Source organism: Acidimangrovimonas sediminis, from assembly GCF_002871005.1.
Classification (GTDB): Bacteria; Pseudomonadota; Alphaproteobacteria; order Rhodobacterales; family Rhodobacteraceae; genus Acidimangrovimonas; species Acidimangrovimonas sediminis.
On the sequence record NZ_PHSN01000021.1, the window covers coordinates 70,486 to 92,701 of the forward strand.

At 67.4% G+C, this 22,216-nt stretch carries 21 protein-coding genes; 10 read left to right on the forward strand and 11 right to left on the reverse strand.

Translation table 11 applies throughout. The features are described from left to right. Positions 1–50: 50 nt before the first annotated feature. Genes CVV76_RS18560 through mraY form a run of 3 tightly spaced genes read left to right on the forward strand, consistent with a single transcriptional unit; the run spans position 51 to position 4,069 of the window. A complete protein-coding gene (locus CVV76_RS18560; protein WP_102226183.1) occupies positions 51–1,541 on the forward strand; it encodes a UDP-N-acetylmuramoyl-L-alanyl-D-glutamate--2,6-diaminopimelate ligase in 1,491 nt (496 codons plus the stop codon). Then, entirely contained in the window at positions 1,538–2,986 is a 1,449-nt protein-coding gene (locus tag CVV76_RS18565; protein ID WP_102226184.1) for a UDP-N-acetylmuramoyl-tripeptide--D-alanyl-D-alanine ligase, read from the forward strand. Before CVV76_RS18560 ends, CVV76_RS18565 begins: the two co-directional genes overlap by 4 nt. After that, a complete protein-coding gene (gene mraY, locus CVV76_RS18570) occupies positions 2,987–4,069 on the forward strand; it encodes a phospho-N-acetylmuramoyl-pentapeptide-transferase (RefSeq protein WP_102226185.1) in 1,083 nt (360 codons plus the stop codon). Between the two features lie 30 nt (positions 4,070–4,099). Here the strand turns inward: mraY and guaD are convergent, their stop codons facing one another. Then, a complete protein-coding gene (gene guaD, locus CVV76_RS18575) occupies positions 4,100–5,386 on the reverse strand; it encodes a guanine deaminase (protein WP_102226186.1) in 1,287 nt (428 codons plus the stop codon). A gap of 134 nt (positions 5,387–5,520) precedes the next feature. On the opposite strand from guaD, the gene mgtE reads away from it, so the two are divergent. Together mgtE and CVV76_RS18585 are read left to right on the forward strand one after the other, a co-directional pair. Continuing rightward, a complete protein-coding gene (mgtE, locus tag CVV76_RS18580; RefSeq protein WP_102226187.1) occupies positions 5,521–6,927 on the forward strand; it encodes a magnesium transporter in 1,407 nt (468 codons plus the stop codon). Beyond that, positions 6,924–7,481, forward strand: coding sequence for a 5-formyltetrahydrofolate cyclo-ligase (locus CVV76_RS18585; protein ID WP_102226188.1), 558 nt, complete (start codon positions 6,924–6,926; stop codon positions 7,479–7,481). Before mgtE ends, CVV76_RS18585 begins: the two co-directional genes overlap by 4 nt. On the opposite strand, the gene CVV76_RS18590 is transcribed toward CVV76_RS18585, so the two are convergent. The 3 genes from CVV76_RS18590 to CVV76_RS18600 all read right to left on the reverse strand — a co-directional run bounded on the left by CVV76_RS18590 (position 7,478) and on the right by CVV76_RS18600 (position 10,209). After that, positions 7,478–8,815 carry an 8-oxoguanine deaminase gene (locus CVV76_RS18590; RefSeq protein ID WP_102226189.1) on the reverse strand — a complete coding sequence of 446 codons (1,338 nt, stop codon included), beginning with the start codon at positions 8,813–8,815 and terminating at the stop codon, positions 7,478–7,480. The two genes, CVV76_RS18585 and CVV76_RS18590, sit on opposite strands and share 4 nt — an antisense overlap. Before the next feature lie 153 nt (positions 8,816–8,968). Continuing rightward, positions 8,969–9,772 (reverse strand): histidinol-phosphatase, encoded by an 804-nt coding sequence (gene hisN / locus CVV76_RS18595; protein ID WP_102226190.1) that lies wholly within the window; start codon positions 9,770–9,772, stop codon positions 8,969–8,971. Positions 9,773–9,843: 71 nt separating this feature from the next. Continuing rightward, entirely contained in the window at positions 9,844–10,209 is a 366-nt protein-coding gene (locus CVV76_RS18600) for a helix-turn-helix domain-containing protein (RefSeq protein ID WP_102226191.1), read from the reverse strand. Between the two features lie 397 nt (positions 10,210–10,606). On the opposite strand from CVV76_RS18600, the gene CVV76_RS18605 reads away from it, so the two are divergent. Further along, on the forward strand, positions 10,607–11,566 hold the full coding sequence (locus CVV76_RS18605; RefSeq protein WP_102226192.1) for an NADPH:quinone oxidoreductase family protein: 960 nt from the start codon (positions 10,607–10,609) through the stop codon (positions 11,564–11,566). Between the two features lie 6 nt (positions 11,567–11,572). On the opposite strand, the gene CVV76_RS18610 is transcribed toward CVV76_RS18605, so the two are convergent. Further along, positions 11,573–12,433, reverse strand: coding sequence for a LysR family transcriptional regulator (locus CVV76_RS18610; RefSeq protein WP_102226193.1), 861 nt, complete (start codon positions 12,431–12,433; stop codon positions 11,573–11,575). A 123-nt stretch (positions 12,434–12,556) separates the two neighbouring features. Between CVV76_RS18610 and CVV76_RS18615 the strand changes: the two genes are divergently transcribed. The 4 genes from CVV76_RS18615 to CVV76_RS18630 all read left to right on the forward strand — a co-directional run bounded on the left by CVV76_RS18615 (position 12,557) and on the right by CVV76_RS18630 (position 15,878). Continuing rightward, positions 12,557–12,787, forward strand: a complete 231-nt coding sequence (locus CVV76_RS18615; protein ID WP_102226194.1) for a DUF1127 domain-containing protein — start codon at positions 12,557–12,559, stop codon at positions 12,785–12,787. Between the two features lie 194 nt (positions 12,788–12,981). Beyond that, positions 12,982–13,734, forward strand: coding sequence for a Bax inhibitor-1/YccA family protein (locus CVV76_RS18620; RefSeq protein ID WP_102226195.1), 753 nt, complete (start codon positions 12,982–12,984; stop codon positions 13,732–13,734). 168 nt (positions 13,735–13,902) lie between these two features. After that, positions 13,903–15,429, forward strand: a complete 1,527-nt coding sequence (locus CVV76_RS18625) for an ATP-dependent DNA helicase (RefSeq protein ID WP_102226196.1) — start codon at positions 13,903–13,905, stop codon at positions 15,427–15,429. Between the two features lie 212 nt (positions 15,430–15,641). Further along, on the forward strand, positions 15,642–15,878 hold the full coding sequence (locus CVV76_RS18630; RefSeq protein ID WP_102226197.1) for an Lrp/AsnC ligand binding domain-containing protein: 237 nt from the start codon (positions 15,642–15,644) through the stop codon (positions 15,876–15,878). Positions 15,879–15,944: 66 nt separating this feature from the next. Here the strand turns inward: CVV76_RS18630 and CVV76_RS18635 are convergent, their stop codons facing one another. From CVV76_RS18635 to CVV76_RS18660, 6 genes are all read right to left on the reverse strand, one after another. Continuing rightward, entirely contained in the window at positions 15,945–16,757 is an 813-nt protein-coding gene (locus tag CVV76_RS18635) for a TIGR02186 family protein (protein WP_102226198.1), read from the reverse strand. Continuing rightward, positions 16,754–17,689, reverse strand: coding sequence for a sulfite exporter TauE/SafE family protein (locus tag CVV76_RS18640; RefSeq protein ID WP_102226199.1), 936 nt, complete (start codon positions 17,687–17,689; stop codon positions 16,754–16,756). The genes CVV76_RS18635 and CVV76_RS18640 overlap by 4 nt, the downstream gene beginning before the upstream one ends. Before the next feature lie 100 nt (positions 17,690–17,789). Beyond that, positions 17,790–18,596, reverse strand: coding sequence for a purine-nucleoside phosphorylase (locus CVV76_RS18645; protein WP_102226200.1), 807 nt, complete (start codon positions 18,594–18,596; stop codon positions 17,790–17,792). Continuing rightward, on the reverse strand, positions 18,580–19,545 hold the full coding sequence (locus CVV76_RS18650; RefSeq protein ID WP_199178649.1) for an ABC transporter permease: 966 nt from the start codon (positions 19,543–19,545) through the stop codon (positions 18,580–18,582). The genes CVV76_RS18645 and CVV76_RS18650 overlap by 17 nt, the downstream gene beginning before the upstream one ends. Next, a complete protein-coding gene (locus CVV76_RS18655; RefSeq protein ID WP_102226201.1) occupies positions 19,545–20,639 on the reverse strand; it encodes an ABC transporter permease in 1,095 nt (364 codons plus the stop codon). Before CVV76_RS18655 ends, CVV76_RS18650 begins: the two co-directional genes overlap by 1 nt. After that, on the reverse strand, positions 20,639–22,216 hold the full coding sequence (locus CVV76_RS18660; RefSeq protein WP_102226202.1) for an ABC transporter ATP-binding protein: 1,578 nt from the start codon (positions 22,214–22,216) through the stop codon (positions 20,639–20,641). The genes CVV76_RS18655 and CVV76_RS18660 overlap by 1 nt, the downstream gene beginning before the upstream one ends.

Below are 22,216 nucleotides of genomic sequence, written 5' to 3' on the forward strand. Positions count from 1 at the left end.
GGCGATTCCGAGTGCAGCATACCTGAACGCAGCGATCTGGAGGGGCGGCAATGGTCGGAACCGAACAGACGAAAACCCTTGCCGAGCTTGGCCTGGCAGCCCGCGGCGGACGCGAGGCGCAGGTCACCGGGCTTTGCGTCGACAGCCGGGCGGTGACGCCGGGCTGCCTGTTCGCGGCGCTCCCCGGGTCGAAGGTGCACGGCGCGGCCTTTCTCGACGCGGCGCTTGCCGGCGGGGCGGGGGCGGTTCTGACCGACCCGCAGGGTGCGGCCGAGGCGCGCGAGCGGCTGGCCGAGGCGGGCGTGCCCGTCGTCGTGGCCGAGGATCCGCGCCAGGCGCTGGCGATGGCCGCGGCGCTCTGGTTCGGGGTCCAGCCCGCCACCATGGTCGCGGTGACAGGCACCAACGGAAAGACCTCCGTTGCCACCTTCACGCGGCAGATCTGGGTCGAGCTCGGCCTTGCGGCGATCAACCTCGGCACCACGGGAATCGAAGGCAGCTGGACCGCGCCGCTGCACCACACGACGCCCGAGCCCATCACCCTGCACCGCGCGCTGGCCGAGGCTGCGCGCGCGGGCGTGACCCATGCGGCGATGGAGGCCTCCTCGCACGGGCTGGATCAGCGCCGCCTGGACGGGGTGGACCTGGCCGCCGCGGGTTTCACCAACTTCACGCAGGATCACCTCGACTACCACGCCACGTTCGAGGCCTATTTCGCGGCCAAGGCGGGGCTTTTCGACAGGGTGCTGCCGGTAGACGGGCACGCTGTGATCAACACCGACGACCCGAAGGGCGCCGAGATGCGGAAGGTGGCCGAGCGGCGTGGCCAGGAGGTGATCACCGTGGGCCGGGGCGAGGGCTGCGACCTGCGCATCACCGGCCAGCGCTTCGACGCGACGGGGCAGGACCTCCGCTTCGAATGGCAGGGCCAGCCGCACCAGATCCGCCTCAACCTGATCGGCGGGTTCCAGGCCGACAACGTGATGCTGGCTGCCGGCCTCGTGATCGCGGCGGGCGAACCGCCGGAGGCGGTCTTTGCGGTGCTTGAGCGGCTGACCACGGTCCGCGGCCGGATGCAGCACGTTGCCACGCGGGCGAACGGCGCGCCGGTCTTTGTCGATTTCGCGCACACGCCTGACGCGGTGGCGACCGCGCTGAAGGCTTTGCGCCCGCATGTGATGGGACGGATCGTGGTGATCCTCGGCGCGGGCGGCGATCGCGACCGCACCAAGCGTCCGTTGATGGGACGTGCCGCGGCCCAGCATGCCGACCTTGTCATCGTCACCGATGACAACCCACGCTCCGAGGATCCGGCGGCGATCCGCGCCGAAGTGCGCGAAGGCTGCGCACAGGCGACCGAGGTCGGCGACCGGGCCGAAGCGATCCTGCGCGGGGTCGACGCGCTGGGGCCGGGCGATGCCCTTCTGGTCGCCGGCAAGGGGCACGAGAGCGGCCAGACCGTCGGCGATACGATCTATCCCTTCGACGATGCCGAACAGGCCAGCCTCGCCGTCGCCGCGCTGGAAGGGAAACTGGCATGACGATCCTCTGGACTGCCGCCGACGCGGCCGCCGCGACCGGGGGGCGCGCGACCCGCGATTTCGCGGCGACCGGCGTGTCGATCGACACCCGCACGCTGCAGCCGGGAGACCTGTTCGTCGCGCTGACCGACCTGCGCGACGGTCATGAATTCGTGACCCAGGCGCTGGAAAAGGGTGCCTGTGCGGCGATGGTCAGCCGGGTGCCCGAGGGCGTGGCGGCCGATGCGCCGCTGCTCATCGTCGATGAGGTGCTGCCGGCGCTGGGGCGACTCGGGGTCGCGGGACGGGCGCGTTGCGGCGCGCGCGTGGTGGGGGTGACGGGATCCGTCGGCAAGACCTCCACCAAGGAGATGCTGCGCGCCGTTCTTGGCGGGCAGGGGCGGGTGCATGCCGCCGAGGCCAGCTACAACAACCATTGGGGCGTGCCGCTGACGCTGGCGCGGATGCCTGCGGACAGCGATTTCGCGGTGATCGAGATCGGCATGAACCACCCCGGTGAGATCGCCCCGCTGGCCGTCATGGCGCGGCCGCACGTGGCGATGATCACCACCGTCGCCGCCGTCCACCTCGAGGCGTTCGAGAATGTCGAGGGCATCGCACGTGAGAAGGCCGCGATCCTCGACGGGCTGGAGCCGGGCGGGACGGCGGTGTTGCCCGCCGACCTGGAGGTGACGCCGATCCTGACCGCGAAGGCGCAGAAGGTTGACGCGAAGGTCATCCTCTTCGGATCTGATAAGACGGCGGATTTCCGTTTGTCGAGCGTCACGCTCAGCCGTGACACCACGGTCGTTCAGGCCGAGGCCCGCGGCGCCCCGGTGCTGTTCAAGGTGCAATCGGCCGGACGGCATTTCGCGGCCAATGCTCTGGGGGCCCTGGCGGTGGCAGAGGCCCTTGGCCTCGATCTGGCCATCGCCGCGACAGACCTCGGCCATTGGACCCCGGTGGTGGGCCGGGGCATGCGCGAGACCGTCGTGATGGACGTGGTGCAGGACCGCATGGCCTTCGACCTGATCGACGATGCCTTCAACGCCAACCCCGCCTCGATGGCGGCCGCGCTCGACGTGCTGATCGCGGCGGAGCCGGTGCATGACGTGGGGCGGCTGGCCGAGGGGCGGCGCATCGCCATCCTCGGCGACATGCTGGAGCTTGGGCCGGATGAGGCCGCGATGCATGTCGATATCGCCAGGCACCCCGGCCTGGACAAGATAGCCACGATCCATTGCGTCGGGCCGCGGATGCGCGGCCTGTGGCAGGCGTTGCCGCGCCGCCAGCGCGGCGAATGGGTCGAGAAGGCCACCGACCTTGCCGCCCACGCCCATCAGCTTGTCGATGCGGGCGATGTCGTGCTCGTCAAGGGATCGAAGGGCGTCAAGGTCAGCCTCGTGGTTGACGCGCTGCGCAAATTGGCGCAAGCGGGCGCATCCCTAAGCCAAGGACCCCTCTGAATGCTCTACTGGCTGAGCGCCCTCGCGCAGGGCGGCGACTTCTACAACCTGTTTCGTTACATCACTTTCCGGGCCGGGGGCGCATTCTTCACCGCACTGGTGTTCGGATTCCTGTTCGGCCGGCCGCTGATCGCCTTTCTTCGGGTACGCCAGAAGCGCGGCCAACCGATCCGCGATGACGGGCCCGAGACGCATTTCGTCAAGGCCGGAACGCCGACGATGGGGGGCGTGCTGATCCTTGCCGCGCTGACGCTGTCGACGCTGCTCTGGGCCCGGCTCGACACCGTCTATGTCTGGCTGGTGTTGGTCGTGACGCTGTGCTTCGGCGCGATCGGCTTTGCCGACGACTGGAAGAAGGTCACCAAGAACAACACCAAGGGCGTGTCCAGCCGCACCCGGTTCCTGCTTGGGCTGGTGATCGCGGCGCTGGCGACAGCGGTGGTGATGTGGGTGCAGCCGCCGGACCTGCGCGGCGACCTCGCCGTGCCGATCTTCAAGCGGGTGCTCCTGCACCTGAGCTATTTCTACATCCCCTTCGGCATGATCGTGATCGTGGGATCCGCGAATGCGGTGAACCTGACCGATGGCCTTGACGGTCTTGCCATCATGCCGGTGATGATTGCCGCCGGCACGCTGGGGGTGATCGCCTATGTCGTGGGGAACGCCAATTTCGCCGACTACCTCGACCTGCATTACGTGCCCGGCACGGGGGAGCTTCTGGTCTTCGTCGCGGGCCTGATCGGCGGCGGGCTGGGGTTCCTGTGGTACAACGCGCCGCCCGCGGCGGTGTTCATGGGCGATACCGGGTCGCTGGCCCTTGGTGGTGCCTTGGGGGCGATCGCCGTGGCCACCAAGCACGAGATCGTGCTGGCCGTGGTCGGCGGCCTCTTCGTGGTCGAGGCGCTGAGCGTGATCATCCAGGTGCTCTACTTCAAGCGCACCGGCAAGCGGGTGTTCCTGATGGCGCCGATCCACCACCATTTCGAGAAGAAGGGCTGGGCCGAGCCGCAGATCGTCATCCGCTTCTGGATCATCTCGCTGATCCTCGCGCTGATCGGCCTCGCCACGCTGAAGCTGCGCTGACGTCAACGCCGCGCTGATGGGGAGGGCGGGCTACTTCGCCCGCCGTCCGCCCGCCCAGACCGCGCTTACGGCCCGGTCGTCGCCCATCATGATGGTGGGGAAGAGCGCCTCCCACAGGTCGCCAGCCCGTGCCGCGCGCTGCGCGATCGCCGGGGTCGAGGCCAGGTCGGTCGCCACAAGATCGGCCTCCATCCCCTTGGCGAGATTGCCGATCTTCCCCTCCAGCCCCAGCGCGCGGGCGGAGCCCTGGGTGGCCAGCCACCACAATTCCGACGGATGCAGGGGCCGACCGCGAAGCTGCCCCACCTCGTAGGCCGCCGCCATGGTGCGCAGCATGGAAAAGGACGACCCGCCCCCGGTGTCGGTGGCGAGGCCCACCTTCAGCCCCCGCCGCGTCAGCCCGCCCATGTCGAATAGCCCCGAGCCGATGAAGGTGTTCGACGTCGGGCAATGGATAAGGCTGGCGCCTACCTCGGCCAGCCGGTCGATCTCGCGCGGCTCAAGGTGGATCGCGTGGCCATACAGGCCGCCAGCCCCCAGAAGGCCATGCGCCTCGTAGGTGTCGAGGTAGTCGCGCGCTTGCGGGTAGAGCGACTTGACCCAGGCGATCTCGTCGATCTGCTCGCTCAGATGGGTCTGCATCAGGCACTCGGGGTGCTCGGCCCAGAGCGCGCCGAGCGCAGAGAGCTGTTCCGGCGTCGAGGTGGGCGAGAAGCGCGGCGTGATGACATAGGACAGCCGGTCGACCCCGTGCCATCGTTCCAGCAGGGCCCTGGACTGGTCATAGGCCGACTGCGCGGTGTCGCGCAGCCCCTCCGGCGCGGTGTCGCGGTCCATGCAGGTCTTGCCGCCAAGTGCGCGCAGGCCGCGCTTGCGCGCCGCGCCGAAGTAGGCGTCGACGCTTTCGGGGTGAATGGTGCAATAGCTGACCGTGGTCGTCGTGCCGTTGGAAATGGTCAGGTCGAAATAGGTTTCGGCGGCAGTCTCGGCGTAGGAGCTGTCCGAAAACCGCATTTCCTCGGGGAAGGTATAGCTGTTAAGCCAGTCGATCAGCCGCTTGCCCCAGGACGCGATGATCGCCGTCTGCGGGTAATGCGCATGGGCGTCGACAAAGCCCGCTGACAGCAGGGCATCCCCCATGTCGGTGACAGTCGCGCCCGGGTGCGCCGCGCGCAACGCATCCGCCGAACCGACCGCGGCGATCTTGCCACCTTCGACCAGCACGGCGCCCCGTCTCTCGTGCCGTGCCGCGCCCGGCCCCTCGGCGAAGGGATCGCCTGCAAAGGCCAGCACCTGGCCCAGAATCAGCTCTGCCATGGGGTCTCCTTGCGCCACCTTTCCCCATGCTATGCGGCTTTCACGGCAGGGTAAATTTTGCCATTTCCCCTGTTTCCCAGAAACACTTTCGGCTAGGGTCCGCGAAATTCCCGGAACCGGCCAGCGGGGGCGTGATGACCGACGAAGCGACGATCGAAGACCCCCGCCCCGAGAACCGGGAGGAAAGCCGCGAGGAAGAGGTGCACGGCCTCAGCCGCGAGCGGCGCGACGCCATCCTCGAGGCGATCGAGGACCGCGACGCCACCCGCCTGAACGAACTTCTCGACCCGCTCCACCCGGCCGACATCGCCGACCTTCTGGAACAGATCGGTGCCAGCGAGCGTGCCGAACTGCTCAAGCTCTGGTCCGGAGAGATCGACGGCGACATCCTGTCGGAACTCGACGAGGGGATCCGCGAAGAGGTGATCGCGGCGCTGCCGCCGGAGCTTCTGGGCGAGGCGGTCAGCGAACTCGACTCGGATGACATCGTCGACATTCTCGAGGATCTCGAGGAACCGCAGCAGGGCATCATCCTCGACGCGCTTGACGATGCCGACCGCGTGGCTGTGCAGCAGGCGATGTCCTACCCGGAATATTCCGCGGGCCGTCTGATGCAGCGCGAGACGGTGGTCGCGCCTGAGCATTGGACCGTGGGCGAGACGATCGATTTCCTGCGCGCCGAGGAATGGCTGCCGGACCAGTTCTACCACGTCATCCTCGTCGATCCGCGGATGAAGCCGGTGGGCAACGTCACCCTCGGCCGCCTGCTGTCGTCGAAGCGCGACGTCAAGCTGCGCGACATCATGGAAGAGATGTTCCGCACCATCCGCGCGACCGAGGAAGAGGCCGACGTCGCCTATCTCTTCAACCAGTACCACCTGATTTCCGCCCCGGTGGTGGACGATGACGACCGGCTGGTCGGCGTCATCACCATCGACGACGCCATGAACGTGCTGGACGAGGAGCACGAGGAGGACATCCTGCGCCTCGCCGGTGTCGGCGAGGGGTCGCTCTCGGACAGCTGGATGGAGACGGTCAAGCAGCGGTTCCCGTGGCTGTTCGTCAACCTGATGACGGCGATCCTGGCATCGCTGGTGATCTCGGTCTTCGAGGGCACGATTTCCAAACTGGTGGCGCTGGCGGTGCTGATGCCGATCGTCGCCTCGCAGGGGGGCAACGCCGGCACGCAGGGGCTGACCGTCGCGGTCCGGGCGCTTGCGACGCGGTCGCTGACCCATTCCAACGTCGGCCGGGTGATCCTGCGCGAAATCGCGCAAGGGGTGGCGAACGGCGTGTTCTTCGGCGTGATCATGGGGATCATCAGCTATTTCTGGTTCGGCCAGCCGGTGCTGGGGCTGGTGATCGGCCTTGCGATGATCATCAACCTCTTCGCCGCCGCGCTGGCGGGCATCCTGATCCCGCTGGGGCTGGAGAAGGTGGGCTTTGACCCGGCGCTGTCCTCCGGTGCCTTCGTCACGACGGTGACCGATGTCGTGGGCTTCTTTTCCTTCCTCTGGCTTGCCTCGATGATCCTGCTATGAGCGGCGCAGGGCTTGCCGAGACAAAGGCCGCGGCGCGCAAGGCGGCCTTCGCCGCGCGCAAGGCGGCCTTTGCCGAGGGGCAGGGCTACGCTGTGAGGAACCTTCTGCAAGTGCTTGGAGGGCATGCGGAAAAGTCGGTCTCCGGCTACATGCCGATGCGGACGGAGATCGATCCCCTTCCCGCCATGGCGGCGCATCCCGGGCCGGTGTGCGTTCCGGTGATCCTGGGGCGCGGACAGCCCCTCGGGTTCCGGGAATGGACGCCCTGCGCCGCGATGGTGACGGGCGAGTTCGGTGCTCTGATCCCCGAGGCCGGCGCGTGGATCGAACCCGAGGTACTGATCGTGCCGCTTCTGGCCTTCGACCGGCGCGGCTATCGGCTGGGCTATGGCGGCGGGTTCTACGATCGTACGCTGCAGGCGCTGCGGGCGCGCCGCCCGACATTGGCCATCGGCTATGCTTTCGCCGCACAGGAGGTGGCCGAGGTGCCGATCGAGGCGACGGACGAGCCGCTGGACCTGATCGTCACCGACACCGGCGTGATCGCGCCCTAGTCCGCCAGGGCCCGGGCTAGTCGGGTCTGGTCCTCGATCACCCGGGGCAGGTCGAGGGTGGCGATCCGGCCATCGCGGACCACCTGCCGCCCCTCGACGAAGAGGTGCTGCACGCGCCGGGGGCCGGCGAGGAGAAGCGCGGCCGGATCCCATGACCCCGCGCTCTCCACCCCGGTCACGTCCCACAGCGCGATATCGGCCCGCATGCCGACGGCCAGCTGGCCCACGTCGTCGCGGCCCAGAACCTCGGCCCCGCCGCGGGTGGCAAGGCGCAGCGCCTCGCGGGCGGACATTGCGTCGGCGCCGCGGCTGACGCGTTGCAACAGCATCGCCATGCGGGCCTCCTCGATCAGGTTCGCACCGTCGTTCGAGGCCGATCCATCGACCCCGAGGCCCACCCGGACGCCCGCATCACGCATCTCGCGGACCGGCGCGATGCCCGAGCCGAGGCGACAATTCGAACATGGGCAATGGGAAATCCCCGTCAGGCTCTGGGAAAAAAGTTCAATTTCCGAACTTTCCAGCTTTACGCAATGGGCATGCCAAACATCCGGGCCGGTCCAGCCGAGATCCTCGGCATATTGCCCCGGGCGGCAGCCGAAACGCGCCAGCGAATAGGCGACGTCCTCGTCGTTCTCGGCAAGATGGGTGTGCAGCATGACGCCCTTGTCGCGCGCAAGGAGCGCCGCATCGCGCATCAGTTCGCGGCTGACCGAGAAGGGCGAGCAGGGGGCCAGCGCGACCCGCACCATCGCGCCGGGCGCCGGATCGTGGAAGGCATCCACGACGCGGATCGAATCCGCCAGGATCGCCGCCTCGTCCTCGACCAGCGCGTCGGGGGGCAGGCCGCCCTTCGCTTCGCCGATCGACATGGCGCCGCGCGTGGCGTGAAAGCGCAGGCCTACCCGCAGCGCCGCGTCGATCGTGTCGTCGAGCCGCGCACCGTTCGGAAAGATGTACTGGTGGTCCGAGGTCAGGCTGCAGCCGGAAAGCGCCAGCTCGGCCAGCCCGGTCAGCGCGGCGGTGTGGAAATGTTCCGGCCCCATGCGGCCCCAGATCGGGTAGAGCCTGCGCAGCCAGCCGAACAGTAGCGCATCCTGCGCACCGGGCACCGCGCGGGTCATGGACTGGTAGAGGTGGTGGTGCGTATTCACGAGGCCCGGTGTTACGACCGCGCCACGGACGTCGATGATCTCGGCACCCGGGGCCTCGATCCGCGGACCGATCGCCGCGATGGTGCCGCCGCGGATCAGAAGGTCGGCGCCCGCCAGCTCGTCCCCCGCGTCGTTCATGGTGACGATGGTCTGCGCGCCGCGCAAAAGGATGTCGTTCATGTCGCCCTCACACAGGATCTTACCCCCTTCGTCCTGTGTGGGCACGCCGCCGGAATGGGGTCAAGAACGCGGGTGCAGGCCTGTTGGTAGCCGAGGTTGCCGCGAGGGGCAACCCGGGCGGGGCGCAGGGCGTGAGGGCGCAGGGCTGGGGGCTCAGCCGCCGGAAAGCAGCGCCAGCGCCTCGGCGTGGATCCGGGGGTTGGCGGCGGCGATGGCGCGGCCGCCAGCATGGGCGGGGCCGCCCTGCCAGTCGGTCACGATGCCGCCCGCTGCCTCGATGACCGCGATCGGGGCCTGGATGTCGTAGGGGTTCAGCCCGGCCTCGATCACCAGGTCGACCTGGCCCAGGGCGACCAGCGCGTAGCCATAGCAATCCATGCCGTAGCGCGTAAGCCGCGCGCGTGCGGCGACGCGGCGGAAGGCCGCGCCCTCGTCGGGCGTGCCGACCTCGGGGAAGGTGGTGAAGACGGTCGCGGCCTCCAGCGGCCGCGCCGCGCGGGTTGCGAGCGCGGAGGTCCCCCGCGGCCCGGTCATCGTGGCGATGCCGGGCGCGCCGACGAAACGTTCGCCGATATAGGGCTGGTCGATCAGACCGAGGAGCGGCCCCTCCGCATCCGACACCGCGATCAGCACGCCCCAGGTCGGTGTGCCGGACAGGTAGCCGCGGGTGCCGTCGATCGGGTCGAGAACCCAGGTCAGGCCCGACGTCCCGCGGGCATGGCCCATCTCTTCGCCAAGGATACCGTCATCGGGCCGACGCGCGGAGATGATCCCGCGCATCCGCGATTCCGCGGCGCGGTCGGCAACGGTGACGGGGTCGAACCCGGCCGCGTCCTTGTTGTCTGCATCGAGACCGGGGCGACGGAAATGAGCCAGCGTCTCTTCGCGTGCCGCATCGGCCAAGTCATGGGCCAGCGCCAGCAATTCGTCGCGCGCGGCCTCCGTCAGTCTTGTCATGCCCGGTCTCCCCGCTTGACCCGTCCCCGGCGCTACCGGGGCTTGTGCGTGTGGTCAAGCGGTTCGGTCGGCTAAGCGACGTCGTCCGACAGCACGCGGGCCAGGTCGAACAGGCGGCGGCGCTGCTGTTCCGGGATCGCGTAGTAGGAGCGCACCAGTTCCAGCGCCTCCTTGTCGGCAAGGATGTCGCCGGTCACCTTGCCTTGCGCCTCGCGCTTCTCGTCGATGCCTTCGAAGAAGAAGCTGATCGGCACGCCGAGGGATTCCGCGATGTCCCAAAGACGCGAGGCCGAGACGCGGTTCATCCCGGTTTCGTACTTCTGGATCTGCTGGAACTTGATGCCGACCTTGTCGGCGAGTTGCTGTTGGGTCATGCCCACCATCCAGCGCCGATGTCTGATGCGCTTGCCAACATGGGCGTCGACGGGATGTTTCATGATCTTACTCCGAATTTCGCACGAGTATATGGTTGCCTCTCAGATAGTAAAAGCAATATCCGTTCCAACTCTGGCTGCGGGGTGCCGTTAGAACGCATGGAACTCATAAACAGGCGAAAAAGATCCCCGTGAACGCCCCCGGGCCCCCGCTGCGCACAGAACTTGCTTCAGTTAGTGCAACAACTATAAGGGGCGACGGACCCGTGCCGATTTCAGCCTATGCGATATTCGCATTTTGCAACGCATTTCGCAATAGTTGCGAGTGATGCGCGCGTTTTGCAACCGATGCGGGCACGTGCCCCGCCTGTGACTGTGCGGGGGGGGGCGTGTCGCGCTCTGGTCCTCCGGTGTGGGGCGGGTTACAGCTTCGGGGGCAGCAGCGACGAGGGAGGTGGCGATGCGCGCATTTCAGGTGACCGAGCTTGGCAAGGCCCCGGAACTGGCCGATGTCGCGATCCCCGAGCCCGGCCCGGGAGAGCTGCGGCTGAAGGTGGCGGCCTGCGGGCTCAATTTCGCCGACATGCTGATGGTGACGGGCAAGTACCAGGATACCCCGCCCGTGCCCTTCGTGCTGGGGATGGAGATGGCCGGTACCGTCGAGGCACTGGGCGAGGGGGTCACCGCGCCGGCGGTCGGCACCCGCGTCGCGGCCTTCGGGGGGCGCGGGGGGCTTGCGGAACACGCGGTGATCGAGGCCGACCGCTGCGTACCCCTCACCGACGGGATGGGATTCGAGACCGCGGCGGCCTTTCCTGTGGCCTACGGCACCAGCCACGTCGCGCTCGATCACCGGGCGCATCTGCTCAAGGGTGAGCGTCTCCTGGTGCTGGGGGCGGCAGGGGGCGTGGGGCTGACCGCGGTCGAGATCGGCAAGCTGATGGGGGCGGAGGTGATCGCTTGCGCCCGGGGCGCCGACAAGCTTGCGGTGGCGCGCGCCGCCGGGGCCGATCACCTGATCGACAGCGACACCGACGATCTGCGCGCCGTGGTCAAGGGCCTGGGCGGATGCGACGTGGTCTACGACCCGGTGGGCGGCGATCTGTTCATGGCGGCGCTCAGGGCGACGCGCCCCGAGGGGCGGCTTCTGTCGATCGGCTTTGCCAGCGGCACGGTGCCGCAGATCCCGGCGAACCTGCTGCTGGTCAAGAACCTTACCGTGATCGGGTTCTACTGGGGCGGCTACCGCGCGTTCCGGCCGCAGGTCGTAACCGACAGCCTGACTCAGCTGTTCCGCTGGCACGACGAGGGGCGGCTGCATCCCCATGTCAGCCATGTCCTGCCGCTGGAGCGCGCGGCCGAGGGGATGGAGCTGCTGCGTAGCCGCAAATCCACCGGCAAGGTTGTGATCACACCCTGACGCGTCTCAGCCCCGGATCCCGCGGAAGGTCTGGCGGATCATCTCGGCGGTCGCCGTGATCACGGGTGAATGCACCGGGTCCGCGACATAGAGGTTGATCCGGGTCGAGGCCAGCTCCGGCAAGGCGCCGCCATGGGGGATGCGCTCCAGGTACTTCGGCTCGGCCCCTTCGACGAGGGCATGCACCGCAAGATCGGCGCTGACCGAGGCCTCGATCGAGCGGGTCGAATCCGATTCCACCGCCATCACCCAGGGGATCCCGGCACGGTCGAGCGCCTCCTGCACGCCGACGCGGAAGATGCAATTGTGTTCGAACGCCAGGGGCAGGGGGCGGCTTTTCCAGGCCGATCCGCCGGGCGCGCCGATCCAGGCCAGCGGCAGCTCGATCAGTTGCTCGCCCTCGGGGCCGGTGCTGTCCTCGGTGGTCAGGATCAGGTCGCAATCGCCCCGCGCGAACAGGGCCTTCAGCCGCCGCGTATAAGAGGAGACCAGCGTCACCCGCATCCGCGGATATTCCGCATGCACCCGCTTCAGGACCCGCGGGATCGCCGGATAGACGATGTCCGACGGCACCCCCAGCACGATCTCGCCCTCGAAGGACTGGTGCGTGAGCCGCGCGATCGCCTCGTCGTTCAGCGCCAGCAGGCGGCGGGCATAGCCCAGCACCTGCTCGCCCGCGGCAGTCAGCGCGACCGACCGCCCAGAGCGGTCCAGCAGCTGAAGGTCAAGCGACTCCTCCAGCCGCTTGATCTGCATCGAGACGGCGGATTGCGTCAGGTTGAGAAAGCCCGCGGCACGCGTCACCCCGCCGGCATCGGCGACGGCCGCGAAGGAGCGCAGGGCGGTCAGATCGAGATTGCGCGACATATCAAACCTTGTGATGATTGCCCTCAAAACCATTCATTTTACATATGTTCACACTTCGCCTAAATGTTCAACATGACTGATGAGACCTAGCTCAAGAATCAATGTAACCGAAGGATGACGCAGATGATGACCTCGCTTCACACTTCGGACCTCGCCGTCCGCGGGGTCCGCACCACCGACCCCTTCAGCCGCCTCGTGCACATCGTGTTCGGCGCTTTCGTGACCCGGCGCGACCGGGCCCGGCTGGCCGAGCTCGACGACGCGCTGCTCAACGATATCGGGATCACGCGCCACGAGGCGATGATCGAGGCCCGCCGCCCCCTCTGGGACGTGCCGGCCCACTGGAAAGCCTGAGAAAACAGGGCCTTTCCGGCCCTTTCGGCCAATCGGCCGAACCTGACAGAACGTACACGGGGCGGGCACGCGGTCGAGAGATCGATTGTCCGCCCCAAACGCTTGAAATGGCGCGCTGTCCTCCCGATATTGGAACCGATGAACGAACCCGCGCGCCGCGCGGGCGCAACGGGGACATGAACGGAGGCATTTCGATGGCTGACTACAACACGATCCGCACGGTCGGGACCGGCGCTCGCGCCGGCCAGCGGATCGACGAAGGGCTCAGGGCCCATATGAACAAGGTCTACGGGCTGATGTCCGTGGGCCTGCTGCTGACCGCGCTGGTCGCGTGGGCCGTCGGGACCACCCCGGCGCTGCTCCAGATCTTCATGACCGTGGGTCCGTCCGGCGCGATGCAGATGAACATTCTCGGCTGGGTCGCGATGTTCCTGCCGCTGGTGATGGTCTTTGCCTTCGGCGCGATGATCAACCGCCTCAGCTATGCCGGCGCGCAGCTGTTCTTCTACGTCTTCGCGGCCGCCATGGGCCTGTCGATCGCGTGGATCTTCGTGGCCTTCACCGGCATCTCGATCGCGCAGACCTTCCTTGCGACCGCCGCGGCCTTCGCCGGTCTCAGCCTCTCTGGCTACACCACGAAGCGCGATCTGTCGGGCATGGGCACGTTCCTGATGATGGGCCTGATCGGCATCATCGTCGCGTCGCTGATCAACATCTTCCTGCACTCGCCGGCGCTGGCCTTCGCGGTCTCGATCCTCGGCGTGCTGATCTTCGCGGGCCTCACCGCCTACGACACCCAGTCGATCAAGCAGCAGTACCTGCAGATGGCCCAGTCGGGCGACCAGGAATGGATGGGCAAGTCGGCGATCATGGGCGCGCTGCGCCTCTACCTCGACTTCATCAACCTGTTCATGTTCCTGCTGCAGTTCATGGGCAACCGGAACTGATCCGGCGGATCCGAACGACAGGCACGACGTTCCGGGCCGGGGGGAAACCTCCGGCCTTTCTCTCTGCGGCCTGTCCCGCGGGCCTCCCCCGCGCCCTCTCTTTCATTGTTCCCCAAATACGCAATCCCCCGCTGGCCCCCCCGCGCGGCCTCGCCTAATGTCGCGCCCATGACATTGCCCGCCATCACTTTCTCCGAGGACCAGGCCGAGGCCTGGGACCAGGTCGCCGCCCTCCTGCACGGGGCGGGCATCGACATCGACGCGGGCGACATCGTCGGCGAACAGGGCGACACCACCCCGGCGATGGCGGTGGTGGGCAAGGCGGGATCGGGCAAGACCATGCTGCTGGCCCGCCTCGTCAAGGCACTGACCGACGCGGGGGTGGAGATCGTCTCCGGCGATTTCGAAAGCCGCCGCAAGCGCGAACGTCGGACCCTGGCGGTGCTGGCGCCCACCAACAAGGCGGCCAGCGTGCTGCGCAACCGCGGCGTTCCGGCGACGACGATCCACCGCATTCTCTACACCCCGGTCTACGACCCGGAGTACGAGAAGATCGCCGAATGGCTCGCCGGCAACGGCGACCGCCCCGAGATCGAGGGCCTGACCGACACCGCGCTCGATCGCGCCAAGGCCTTCTATGACACTGTGAAATCCGTCCCCGGCGCGCTGGCCGCGGCAGGTCTGCGAGGATCGGATTTCATCCGTGGCTGGAAACGGCGCGAGGATCCGCTCGACATCGGCTTCGTCGACGAATCCTCCATGCTCGACGAGAAGCAGCTCGACGATCTGAAAGAGATCTTCCCGACCCTCGTCCTCTTCGGCGACCCGGCACAGCTGGCCCCGGTGGGTCAGTCCGGCGAGATGGTCTTCGACAGCTTCCCCGAGGCGCGCAAGCTCACCCTCCACCGCATCCACCGCCAGGCCGACGACAACCCGATCCTCGACCTCGCCCACGCCCTGGGCGACCCCCAGCTCGGGTTCGAGGAGTTCGAGGGCATGGTGCGCGACGCGGCCCGGCGTGACGACCGGGTGGTGATGGCCGAACGGGTGGAAAGCGCGCTCATGGCCCGCTCGCCGGTGCTGGTGTGGCGTAACGCCACCCGCATCCGCCTGATCCACGCCTTCCGCGCGGCCTACGGCGCCCCGGCGGACGAGCTTCTCCCCGGCGAGCCGCTGATCTGCGACGGCATCGAGCTGCCCCTGAAACACCGCAAGAAACGCATCGACCTCGAGGCGCGCGGCCTGATCAAGGGCGCCCAGGTGATCTACCTCGGCCCCGGGCGCAAACCCGGCTTCTCCCGCCTCCACGTGATCGGCTCGGAAGATCCCCGCGTCTCCGCCGCCTCGATCGTCAAGATCGAGATGCCGGAGGAGGAGGAACCCTTCATTCCCTTCGCCGCCCGCATGGGCGCCGCCTTCCTGCACGGCGCGGCTGTGACGATCCACAAGGCGCAGGGCTCGCAATGGGAAAACGTGCAGGTCTTCGCCCCCGACCTCTGGGCCGCCGCCCGGGCGGGCCGCACCGAGGCCGGCCTTGCCCTCTGGAAACGCCTCGCCTACGTCGCGATCACCCGGGCCGAGCACCGTCTCTTATGGGTCGTGCGCAACCGCCTCGCCCGCCCCGACGGCCCGCTGACGACGGACGACCTCGCCGCGCCCGCCGCCCCGCTCGAGCTCGCCGCCGAGGAAGACTGAGGAAGACCAGCGCGGGAAGTGCCCCCGGCCTTTCATCTGGCCCAAATACTCCCGCCGGAGGCGACCGGCCCCCACCAGCCGCGCCGCGGCCCGAACGGCGCACCCCTCTTCTCCCTCGTCCCGCTGCCCAGGTCGCCGCATCTGCCTGCGCGCCCTCTGGCAGGCCGCGCCCGAACCTCCTAGTCTGGCGCCAAAGTCCAGAGGAGATCCCGATGCGCTGCGTCTTCGTCCAGTTCCGCTGTCACCCCGGCAAGACCTATGAGGTCGCCGATGCGGTCTACGACCGCGAGGTCGTGTCCGAGCTATTCTCCACCTCGGGCGATTACGACCTCATGGCCAAGGTCTACATCCCCGACGGCGAAGACATCGGCCACTATCTTTCGGAAAAACTCTTCGACATTCCCGGCATCAGCCGCACCCTGACCACGATCACCTTCAAGGCGTTCTGAACGCCCCGCTCCGTGCTTTCCCGCCCCGGCGACGAGGACAAGTGAAGCGCAGGACGAGGCGGCCGGTCAGCGCCGCAGCAGCTGGAACGCCGCCGAGGCCAGCCAGCCCGCCGCCACCGCGATGAACAGTGACAGGATGCCGTAAAGCGCGGGCTGCTTGGCCGAAAGGTTGAACAGCCACCGCTCCACCCCGGTCTTCTGCACCGTGATCTCGGAATGGCTCATGTCCACCACCTGGCCGCCCTGGGTCAGGAAGATGCGCAGCTTGTAGGTGCCTTCGGTCAGGTTCGCGGGCAGCTTCACTCGGGTCGAGAACAGCGTGTCGTCGCGGAACTTCACCGCATCCTCGTTCATCTCGTATTGCCCGGCCTTCGTGCGGATGTCGATCAGCGCATTGACGAAGGTCTGGGGATGCTTCGCCGTCGCGGTCCCCCCGATCTCGCGGATCGCCAGCGGGATCGACACCTTGTAGCGCAGGTCCTCGGTATGGGTCAGCGCCTGGCGCAGCGGGACCGAGGTCGAGACGGAATAGAAGCTCGGGGCAGAATCGATCGGCACCGATTCCTTGTTCGCCCAGATCCCGAACTGCCGCGCCTTCTTGCGCACGATCAGCGGCTGCGCCGGCCCCTCGAGGGTGATGATCACATCCTGCGTCACGCCCTTGGCCAGCGGCGCGTCGCGCGCCACCGCGCCATAGACCAGGATGTCGGATCCGTTGAAGGTCGCGTTGATCGCCACCTGGTCCTGGCTGACGCCCGACACCAGCTTCTCGGCGCTTGCCGCGGGCGCCACAATCATCAGCCCCAGCGCTGCCGCAAGGATCAGGCGGCGCGCAAGGGCGGGGCGGCGGGCGGGGTGGGGGGCGATCGTGCCGGTCATTGCGCATGCCCCGGAATGTCGAGGTTGAACAGATCGGCGGGCTCCAGCACGAGGCCGAAGAAGATCTTGATCCCCACCAGCAGCACGAGGATCGCCAGCAGGATCCGCAGCTGTTCGGCCTTGAGCTTCAGCCCGATCATCGCGCCGAACTGCGCCCCGATCACCCCCCCAAGTGTCAGCAGCACCGCCAGCACCAGATCGACCGACTGGCTGGTCAGCACATGTGCCATCACCGCGTAGCAGGAGATGAAGATCACCTGGTAGAGCGAGGTCCCCACCACCACCTTGGTGTTCATCCCCAGCAGGTAGATCATCGCCGGCACCAGGATGAAGCCGCCGCCGACCCCCAGCGTCGTGGTCAGGAAGCCGATGACGATGCCGATCATGATCGGCGGCAGGATGCTGATGTAGAGGCCCGAGGTGCGGAACTTTACCTTCAGCGGCCATTTCTGCGCCTTGGTATGGCTGCGCTTGATGACCCGGGGCGGGGCGCCCGACTTGCCCGCGCGTCTGTTGCGCAGAATCGCGCGCAGGCTTTCCTGGAACATCATCGTCCCGATCAGCCCCATCAGAACGGTGTAGCAGACCTCGACGAAGAGGTTGATATGCCCCAGCCGCTCCAGCTCCTTGAAGACGTAGATCCCGATGGTCGAGCCGACGAAGCCCGACAGCAGCATCACCGTGCCCATGCGGAAATCGACCGTGCGCCGCTTGAGATGCACCATCACCGCCGACACCGACGAGGCCACCACCTGAACCGCCCCGGTGGAGACTGCGACCGAGGGCGGGATGCCGATGAAGAACAGCGCTGGCGTGATCAAAAAGCCGCCGCCCACCCCGAACATCCCCGACAACAGGCCGACGACGCCACCGATTCCGAAAAGGAGGAAGGCGTTGACGACAACCTCTGCGATCGGGAGGTAGATCTGCATGCTGGGTCCTTGCGGAAGGAAGCAGGGGGCGAAAGGCTGGTGTTCTGATGACTCTTTAATCAGATGCTGTCAAACATATGCACCCGTGAATATTTCGGCCCTAGGCCGTGTTCCGCAAGTATCGTCGGAGAATTGTTTCAAGTTTTGCAGCGCCCAGCGGTGCCATCGCCTTGGTCTGGGCGTGGCTGATCTCTTCGGCGGCCATGCCCGCACCCATGTTGGTGATGGTCGAGATCGCCGCCACCCGCATCCCGAGGAACCGCGCCAGGATCACTTCGGGCACGGTCGACATCCCCACCGCGTCGGCGCCGAGTATGCGGATTGCACGGATTTCCGCAGGGGTTTCGAAGGTCGGCCCCGAGAACCAGGCATAGACACCCTCGGGCAGGGGGATCCCCTCGGCCTCGGCGGCGGCCTTCAGGCCCTCGCGCATCCCGGAGTCATGGGCCTCGGTGAGCGGGACGAAGCGCGCGTCCGACGGCTCTCCGATCAGCGGGTTGGTTCCCGAAAAGTTGATGTGGTCGTTCAGCAGCATCAGGCCGCCGGGCGGGATGTCTCGGGTCAGCGATCCTGCCGCATTCGTGGCGATAAGCCGCTCTGCGCCAAGCGCTTTCAGCACCTCCAGCGGAAGGCGCATGGCGTCGGGGCGGCCCGATTCGTAGTAATGCGCGCGGCCGCCGAAGACGGCGACGCGGGTGCCTTCCAGATCGCCCACCACCAGCTCGGGCGTATGGCCCGAGACGCCGGCATGTGGAAAGCCCGGCAGGTCGGCATAGGGGATCGCAACCCCGTCGATCGCCCGGGAGAGATGGCCCAGCCCCGAGCCCAGGATCAGCCCCAGCGCGACCGGCGCATCCCCGGCGCGGCCCCGGATCAGGGCGGCGAGGTCGTCAGCGTTCCTTGACATAGGGTACCCCCCCTGCACGCGGCGGTATCGCCTTGCCGACGAACCCCGCGAGGATGATCACGGTCAGGATGTAGGGCAGGGCCTGCATGAACTGCACCGGCAGCACGATCACGCCGAGGTCGATGTTCTGGTAGCGGTTGGAGATCGCCTCCAGCAGACCGAACAGCATGGTCGACCCCAGCGCGTACCAGGGCCGCCACTTGGCGAAGATCAGCGCCGCCAGCGCGATGTAGCCGCGGCCTGCCGTCATCTCCTTGACGAAGCCCGCCGAGAGCGAGGTGGCAAGGTAAGCCCCAGCGATGCCCGACAGGACGCCGCAGATCAGCACGGCGGTATAGCGCATCCGGATGACCGAGATGCCGGCCGTGTCCACCGCCGCCGGGTTCTCGCCCACCGCGCGCAGGCGCAGGCCGAACCGTGTCTTGTACAGCGTCCACCAGGTCAGCGGCACGCAGAGGAAGGCCACGTAGACCAGGATCGTGTGCCCCGAGATCAGGTTCTGGTAGATCGGCCCGATCCCGGGGATCCGCCCGATCTGGTCGGCGAAGGGCCAGACGATGTCGTGGAAGCGGCCGCCGCCCGAGAGGGACGGGGTGCGCCCGCCTTGTTGGAACCAGCTTTGCGCGATCAGCACGGTGATCCCGGAGGCGAGGAAGTTGATCGCCACGCCGGAGATCAGCTGGTTGCCGCGGAAGGTGATCGAGGCAAGGCCATGGATCAGGGCGAGGATGATCGAGGCGCCGATGCCGGCCAGCAGCCCAAGCCACACGTCGCCCGTGACCGCCGCCACCGCGCCCGACATCATGGCCGAGACCAGCATCTTGCCCTCGAGCCCGATGTCGAAGATCCCCGAGCGTTCCGAGAACAGCCCGGCCAAGCAGGCCAGCAGAAGCGGCGTGCCCAGCCGCACGGTGCTGTCGAGGATCTCGATGATGCTTGCGTAATCCATCAGCCCCTCCGTTTCCGCGCACGCATGAAGGCGGCCTCCAGCGGCAGCCGGACGACGTTGTCGAGCGCGCCGGTGAACAGGATCACCAGCGCCTGGATCACCGTCACCAGTTCCCGCGGAATGTTGGCCCAGAGCGCCAGCTCGCCGCCCCCCTGGTAGAGGAAGCCGAAGAGAAGCGCGGCCAGGAAGATCCCGAACGGGTGGTCGCGCCCCATGAGCGCCACCGCGATGCCGATGAAGCCCGCCCCTTCGGAGGCGTTCATGATCAGCCGGCCGCTTTCGCCCATGGTAGAGTTCACCGCCATCATGCCCCCCAACGCCCCCGAGATCAGCATGGCGTACATGGTGATCCGCACCGGCCGGATCCCGGCGTAGAGGGCGGCGGGCTCGGACTTGCCGAGCGCCCGGATCTGATAGCCCAGGCGCGTGTGCCAGATCAGCGCCCAGACCAGCACACAGGCCGCGATCGCGATGAAAAGCGACACGTTGGCTGGGGTGTGCTTGGCGAATGGGATGCCGATCGCGCCAAGGATCTGGTTCAGCTCGGGCAGGGTGGTGGGCTTGGGGAAGTTCGCGGTTGCCGGGTCCATCGAGCCGACGGGACGCAGCACGTTGACCAGCAGGTAGTTCAAGAGCGCCGCGGCGATGAAATTGAACATGATCGTGGTGATCACGATATGGCTGCCGCGTTTCGCCTGCAGCCAGGCGGGGATCGCCGCCCAGGCCGCGCCCAGCACGGCGGCGCCCAGCGACGCGCCGATCACCGCCAGCCACCAGTTGGGCCAGGGGATGAACAGGCACATGAGTGCCACGCCAAGCCCCCCCAGTGTCGCCTGACCCTCGCCGCCGATGTTGAAGAGCCCGGCATGCGAGGCCACGGCAAAGCCAAGCCCCGTGAACATGAAATTGGTCGCGTAGTAGAGCGTGTAGCCCCAGCCGTAGGTCGACCCGAGCGAGCCTGACACCATGATCTGCATGGCGTCGAACGGGTTCTCGCCGATGGCCCAGATCACGAGGCCCGACAGCACGAAGGCGATCAGCACGTTGAGGACGGGAACCAGGACGACGTCGGCCCAATGCGGCATGCGGTCCATCAGGCGGCCTCCCCGTCCGGTTTGCCGGTCATCCCGGCCATCAGCATCCCGAGCTCGCGCTCGTCGGTCTCGTTCGGCAGGCGCTCGCCCATGATCTTGCCGTCGAACATCACGGCGATCCGGTCCGACAGGGCGAAGATCTCGTCAAGCTCGACCGAGACCAGCAGGATCGCCTTGCCCGCGTCGCGCAGGGCCACGATCTGCTGGTGGATGAACTCGATCGCGCCGATGTCGACGCCCCGGGTGGGCTGCCCGACCAGCAACAGGTCGGGGTTCCGCTCGATCTCGCGGGCCAGCACGATCTTCTGCTGGTTCCCGCCCGAGAAGTTCTTGGCCGCCAGCTTTGCATCCGGCGGGCGCACGTCGAACCGTTCGATCTTGCCCTCGGCATCGGCAAGGATCGCCGCGTTGTCCATGATCAGCGCGTTCTTCTGGTAGGCGGGGTCGTTGTGATAGCCGAAGGCCACGTTCTCCCACGCCGCGAAATCCATGATCAGGCCGGTGTGCTGGCGGTCCTCGGAAACATGGGCGATGCCGGCCTCGCGGCGCGACTGCGCATCCGCGTCGCGCCCCGTCAGCGCCAGCGCCTTGCCGTTCACCTCGACCCGCCCGCTGGCGTCGCGGATGCCGCCCAGAACCTCAAGCAGCTCCGACTGGCCGTTGCCCGCGACCCCGGCGATGCCCAGGATCTCGCCCGCCCGGATCTGAAGCGAGACGCCCTTCAGGCGCTCCACCCCGAAGCGGTCGGTGACCTTCAGGTTCTCGATCTCGACGATGGTCCGCCCCGGCCTGGCTGGCGTCTTGTCGACCCGCAGCAGCACCTTGCGTCCCACCATCAGCTCGGCCAGCTCGGTCGGGTTGGTGTTGGCCGTCTTCACCGTCGCGGTCATCTCGCCGCGGCGCATGACGCTGACGGTGTCGGTGATCTCCATGATCTCGCGCAGCTTGTGGGTGATCAGGATGATCGTCTTCCCCTCGCGCTTGAGGTTGGCGAGGATGCGAAACAGGTGATCGGCCTCGGCCGGTGTCAGCACGCCCGTCGGCTCGTCGAGGATCAGGATATCGGCCTGACGGTAGAGCGCCTTGAGGATCTCTACCCGCTGCTGGTGGCCGATCGACAGGTTCTCGATCGTCTCGTCGGGATCGACGTTCAGCTCATATTCCTTGGCGAGGTGCACCAGCTCCTTGCGGGCCTTGGACAGGGAGGGACGCAGAAGCGCGCCATCCTCGACGCCCAGGATCACGTTCTCCAGCACCGAGAAGTTCTGCACCAGCTTGAAGTGCTGGAAGACCATGCCGATCCCGGCCTTGATCGCGGCCTGGCTGTCGGGGATCTCGGTCTTCCGGCCGCCCACATGGATCTCTCCGGCGTCGGCCTTGTAGAAGCCGTAGAGGATCGACATCAGCGTCGACTTGCCGGCCCCGTTCTCGCCGATGATGCCGTGGATCGTGCCGCGCCGGACCTGGATCGAGATGTCCTTGTTGGCCTGTACCGGCCCGAAGGCCTTGGAAATGCCCTTCAGCTCGATCGCCGGCGGTGCCGTGCCAGTCGCCCCTGCCGCGCTGTCTGTGCCCAT

Excerpts from the sequence above, each read along its gene's own strand:
- mraY (WP_102226185.1), top strand. The coding sequence starts at position 2,987 with ATGCTCTACTGGCTGAGCGCCCTCGCGCAGGGCGGCGACTTCTACAAC.
- CVV76_RS18630 (WP_102226197.1), top strand. The coding sequence starts at position 15,642 with ATGCGCTGCGTCTTCGTCCAGTTCCGCTGTCACCCCGGCAAGACCTAT.
- CVV76_RS18590 (WP_102226189.1), bottom strand. The coding sequence starts at position 8,815 with ATGAACGACATCCTTTTGCGCGGCGCGCAGACCATCGTCACCATGAAC.
- CVV76_RS18610 (WP_102226193.1), bottom strand. The coding sequence starts at position 12,433 with ATGTCGCGCAATCTCGATCTGACCGCCCTGCGCTCCTTCGCGGCCGTC.
- CVV76_RS18615 (WP_102226194.1), top strand. The coding sequence starts at position 12,557 with ATGATGACCTCGCTTCACACTTCGGACCTCGCCGTCCGCGGGGTCCGC.
- CVV76_RS18620 (WP_102226195.1), top strand. The coding sequence starts at position 12,982 with ATGGCTGACTACAACACGATCCGCACGGTCGGGACCGGCGCTCGCGCC.
- CVV76_RS18640 (WP_102226199.1), bottom strand. The coding sequence starts at position 17,689 with ATGCAGATCTACCTCCCGATCGCAGAGGTTGTCGTCAACGCCTTCCTC.
- CVV76_RS18660 (WP_102226202.1), bottom strand. The coding sequence starts at position 22,216 with ATGGGCACAGACAGCGCGGCAGGGGCGACTGGCACGGCACCGCCGGCG.
- CVV76_RS18605 (WP_102226192.1), top strand. The coding sequence starts at position 10,607 with ATGCGCGCATTTCAGGTGACCGAGCTTGGCAAGGCCCCGGAACTGGCC.
- CVV76_RS18585 (WP_102226188.1), top strand. The coding sequence starts at position 6,924 with ATGAGCGGCGCAGGGCTTGCCGAGACAAAGGCCGCGGCGCGCAAGGCG.
- CVV76_RS18645 (WP_102226200.1), bottom strand. The coding sequence starts at position 18,596 with ATGTCAAGGAACGCTGACGACCTCGCCGCCCTGATCCGGGGCCGCGCC.
- hisN (WP_102226190.1), bottom strand. The coding sequence starts at position 9,772 with ATGACAAGACTGACGGAGGCCGCGCGCGACGAATTGCTGGCGCTGGCC.
- CVV76_RS18650 (WP_199178649.1), bottom strand. The coding sequence starts at position 19,545 with ATGGATTACGCAAGCATCATCGAGATCCTCGACAGCACCGTGCGGCTG.
- CVV76_RS18600 (WP_102226191.1), bottom strand. The coding sequence starts at position 10,209 with ATGAAACATCCCGTCGACGCCCATGTTGGCAAGCGCATCAGACATCGG.
- CVV76_RS18635 (WP_102226198.1), bottom strand. The coding sequence starts at position 16,757 with ATGACCGGCACGATCGCCCCCCACCCCGCCCGCCGCCCCGCCCTTGCG.
- CVV76_RS18560 (WP_102226183.1), top strand. The coding sequence starts at position 51 with ATGGTCGGAACCGAACAGACGAAAACCCTTGCCGAGCTTGGCCTGGCA.
- CVV76_RS18565 (WP_102226184.1), top strand. The coding sequence starts at position 1,538 with ATGACGATCCTCTGGACTGCCGCCGACGCGGCCGCCGCGACCGGGGGG.
- mgtE (WP_102226187.1), top strand. The coding sequence starts at position 5,521 with ATGACCGACGAAGCGACGATCGAAGACCCCCGCCCCGAGAACCGGGAG.
- CVV76_RS18625 (WP_102226196.1), top strand. The coding sequence starts at position 13,903 with ATGACATTGCCCGCCATCACTTTCTCCGAGGACCAGGCCGAGGCCTGG.
- guaD (WP_102226186.1), bottom strand. The coding sequence starts at position 5,386 with ATGGCAGAGCTGATTCTGGGCCAGGTGCTGGCCTTTGCAGGCGATCCC.
- CVV76_RS18655 (WP_102226201.1), bottom strand. The coding sequence starts at position 20,639 with ATGGACCGCATGCCGCATTGGGCCGACGTCGTCCTGGTTCCCGTCCTC.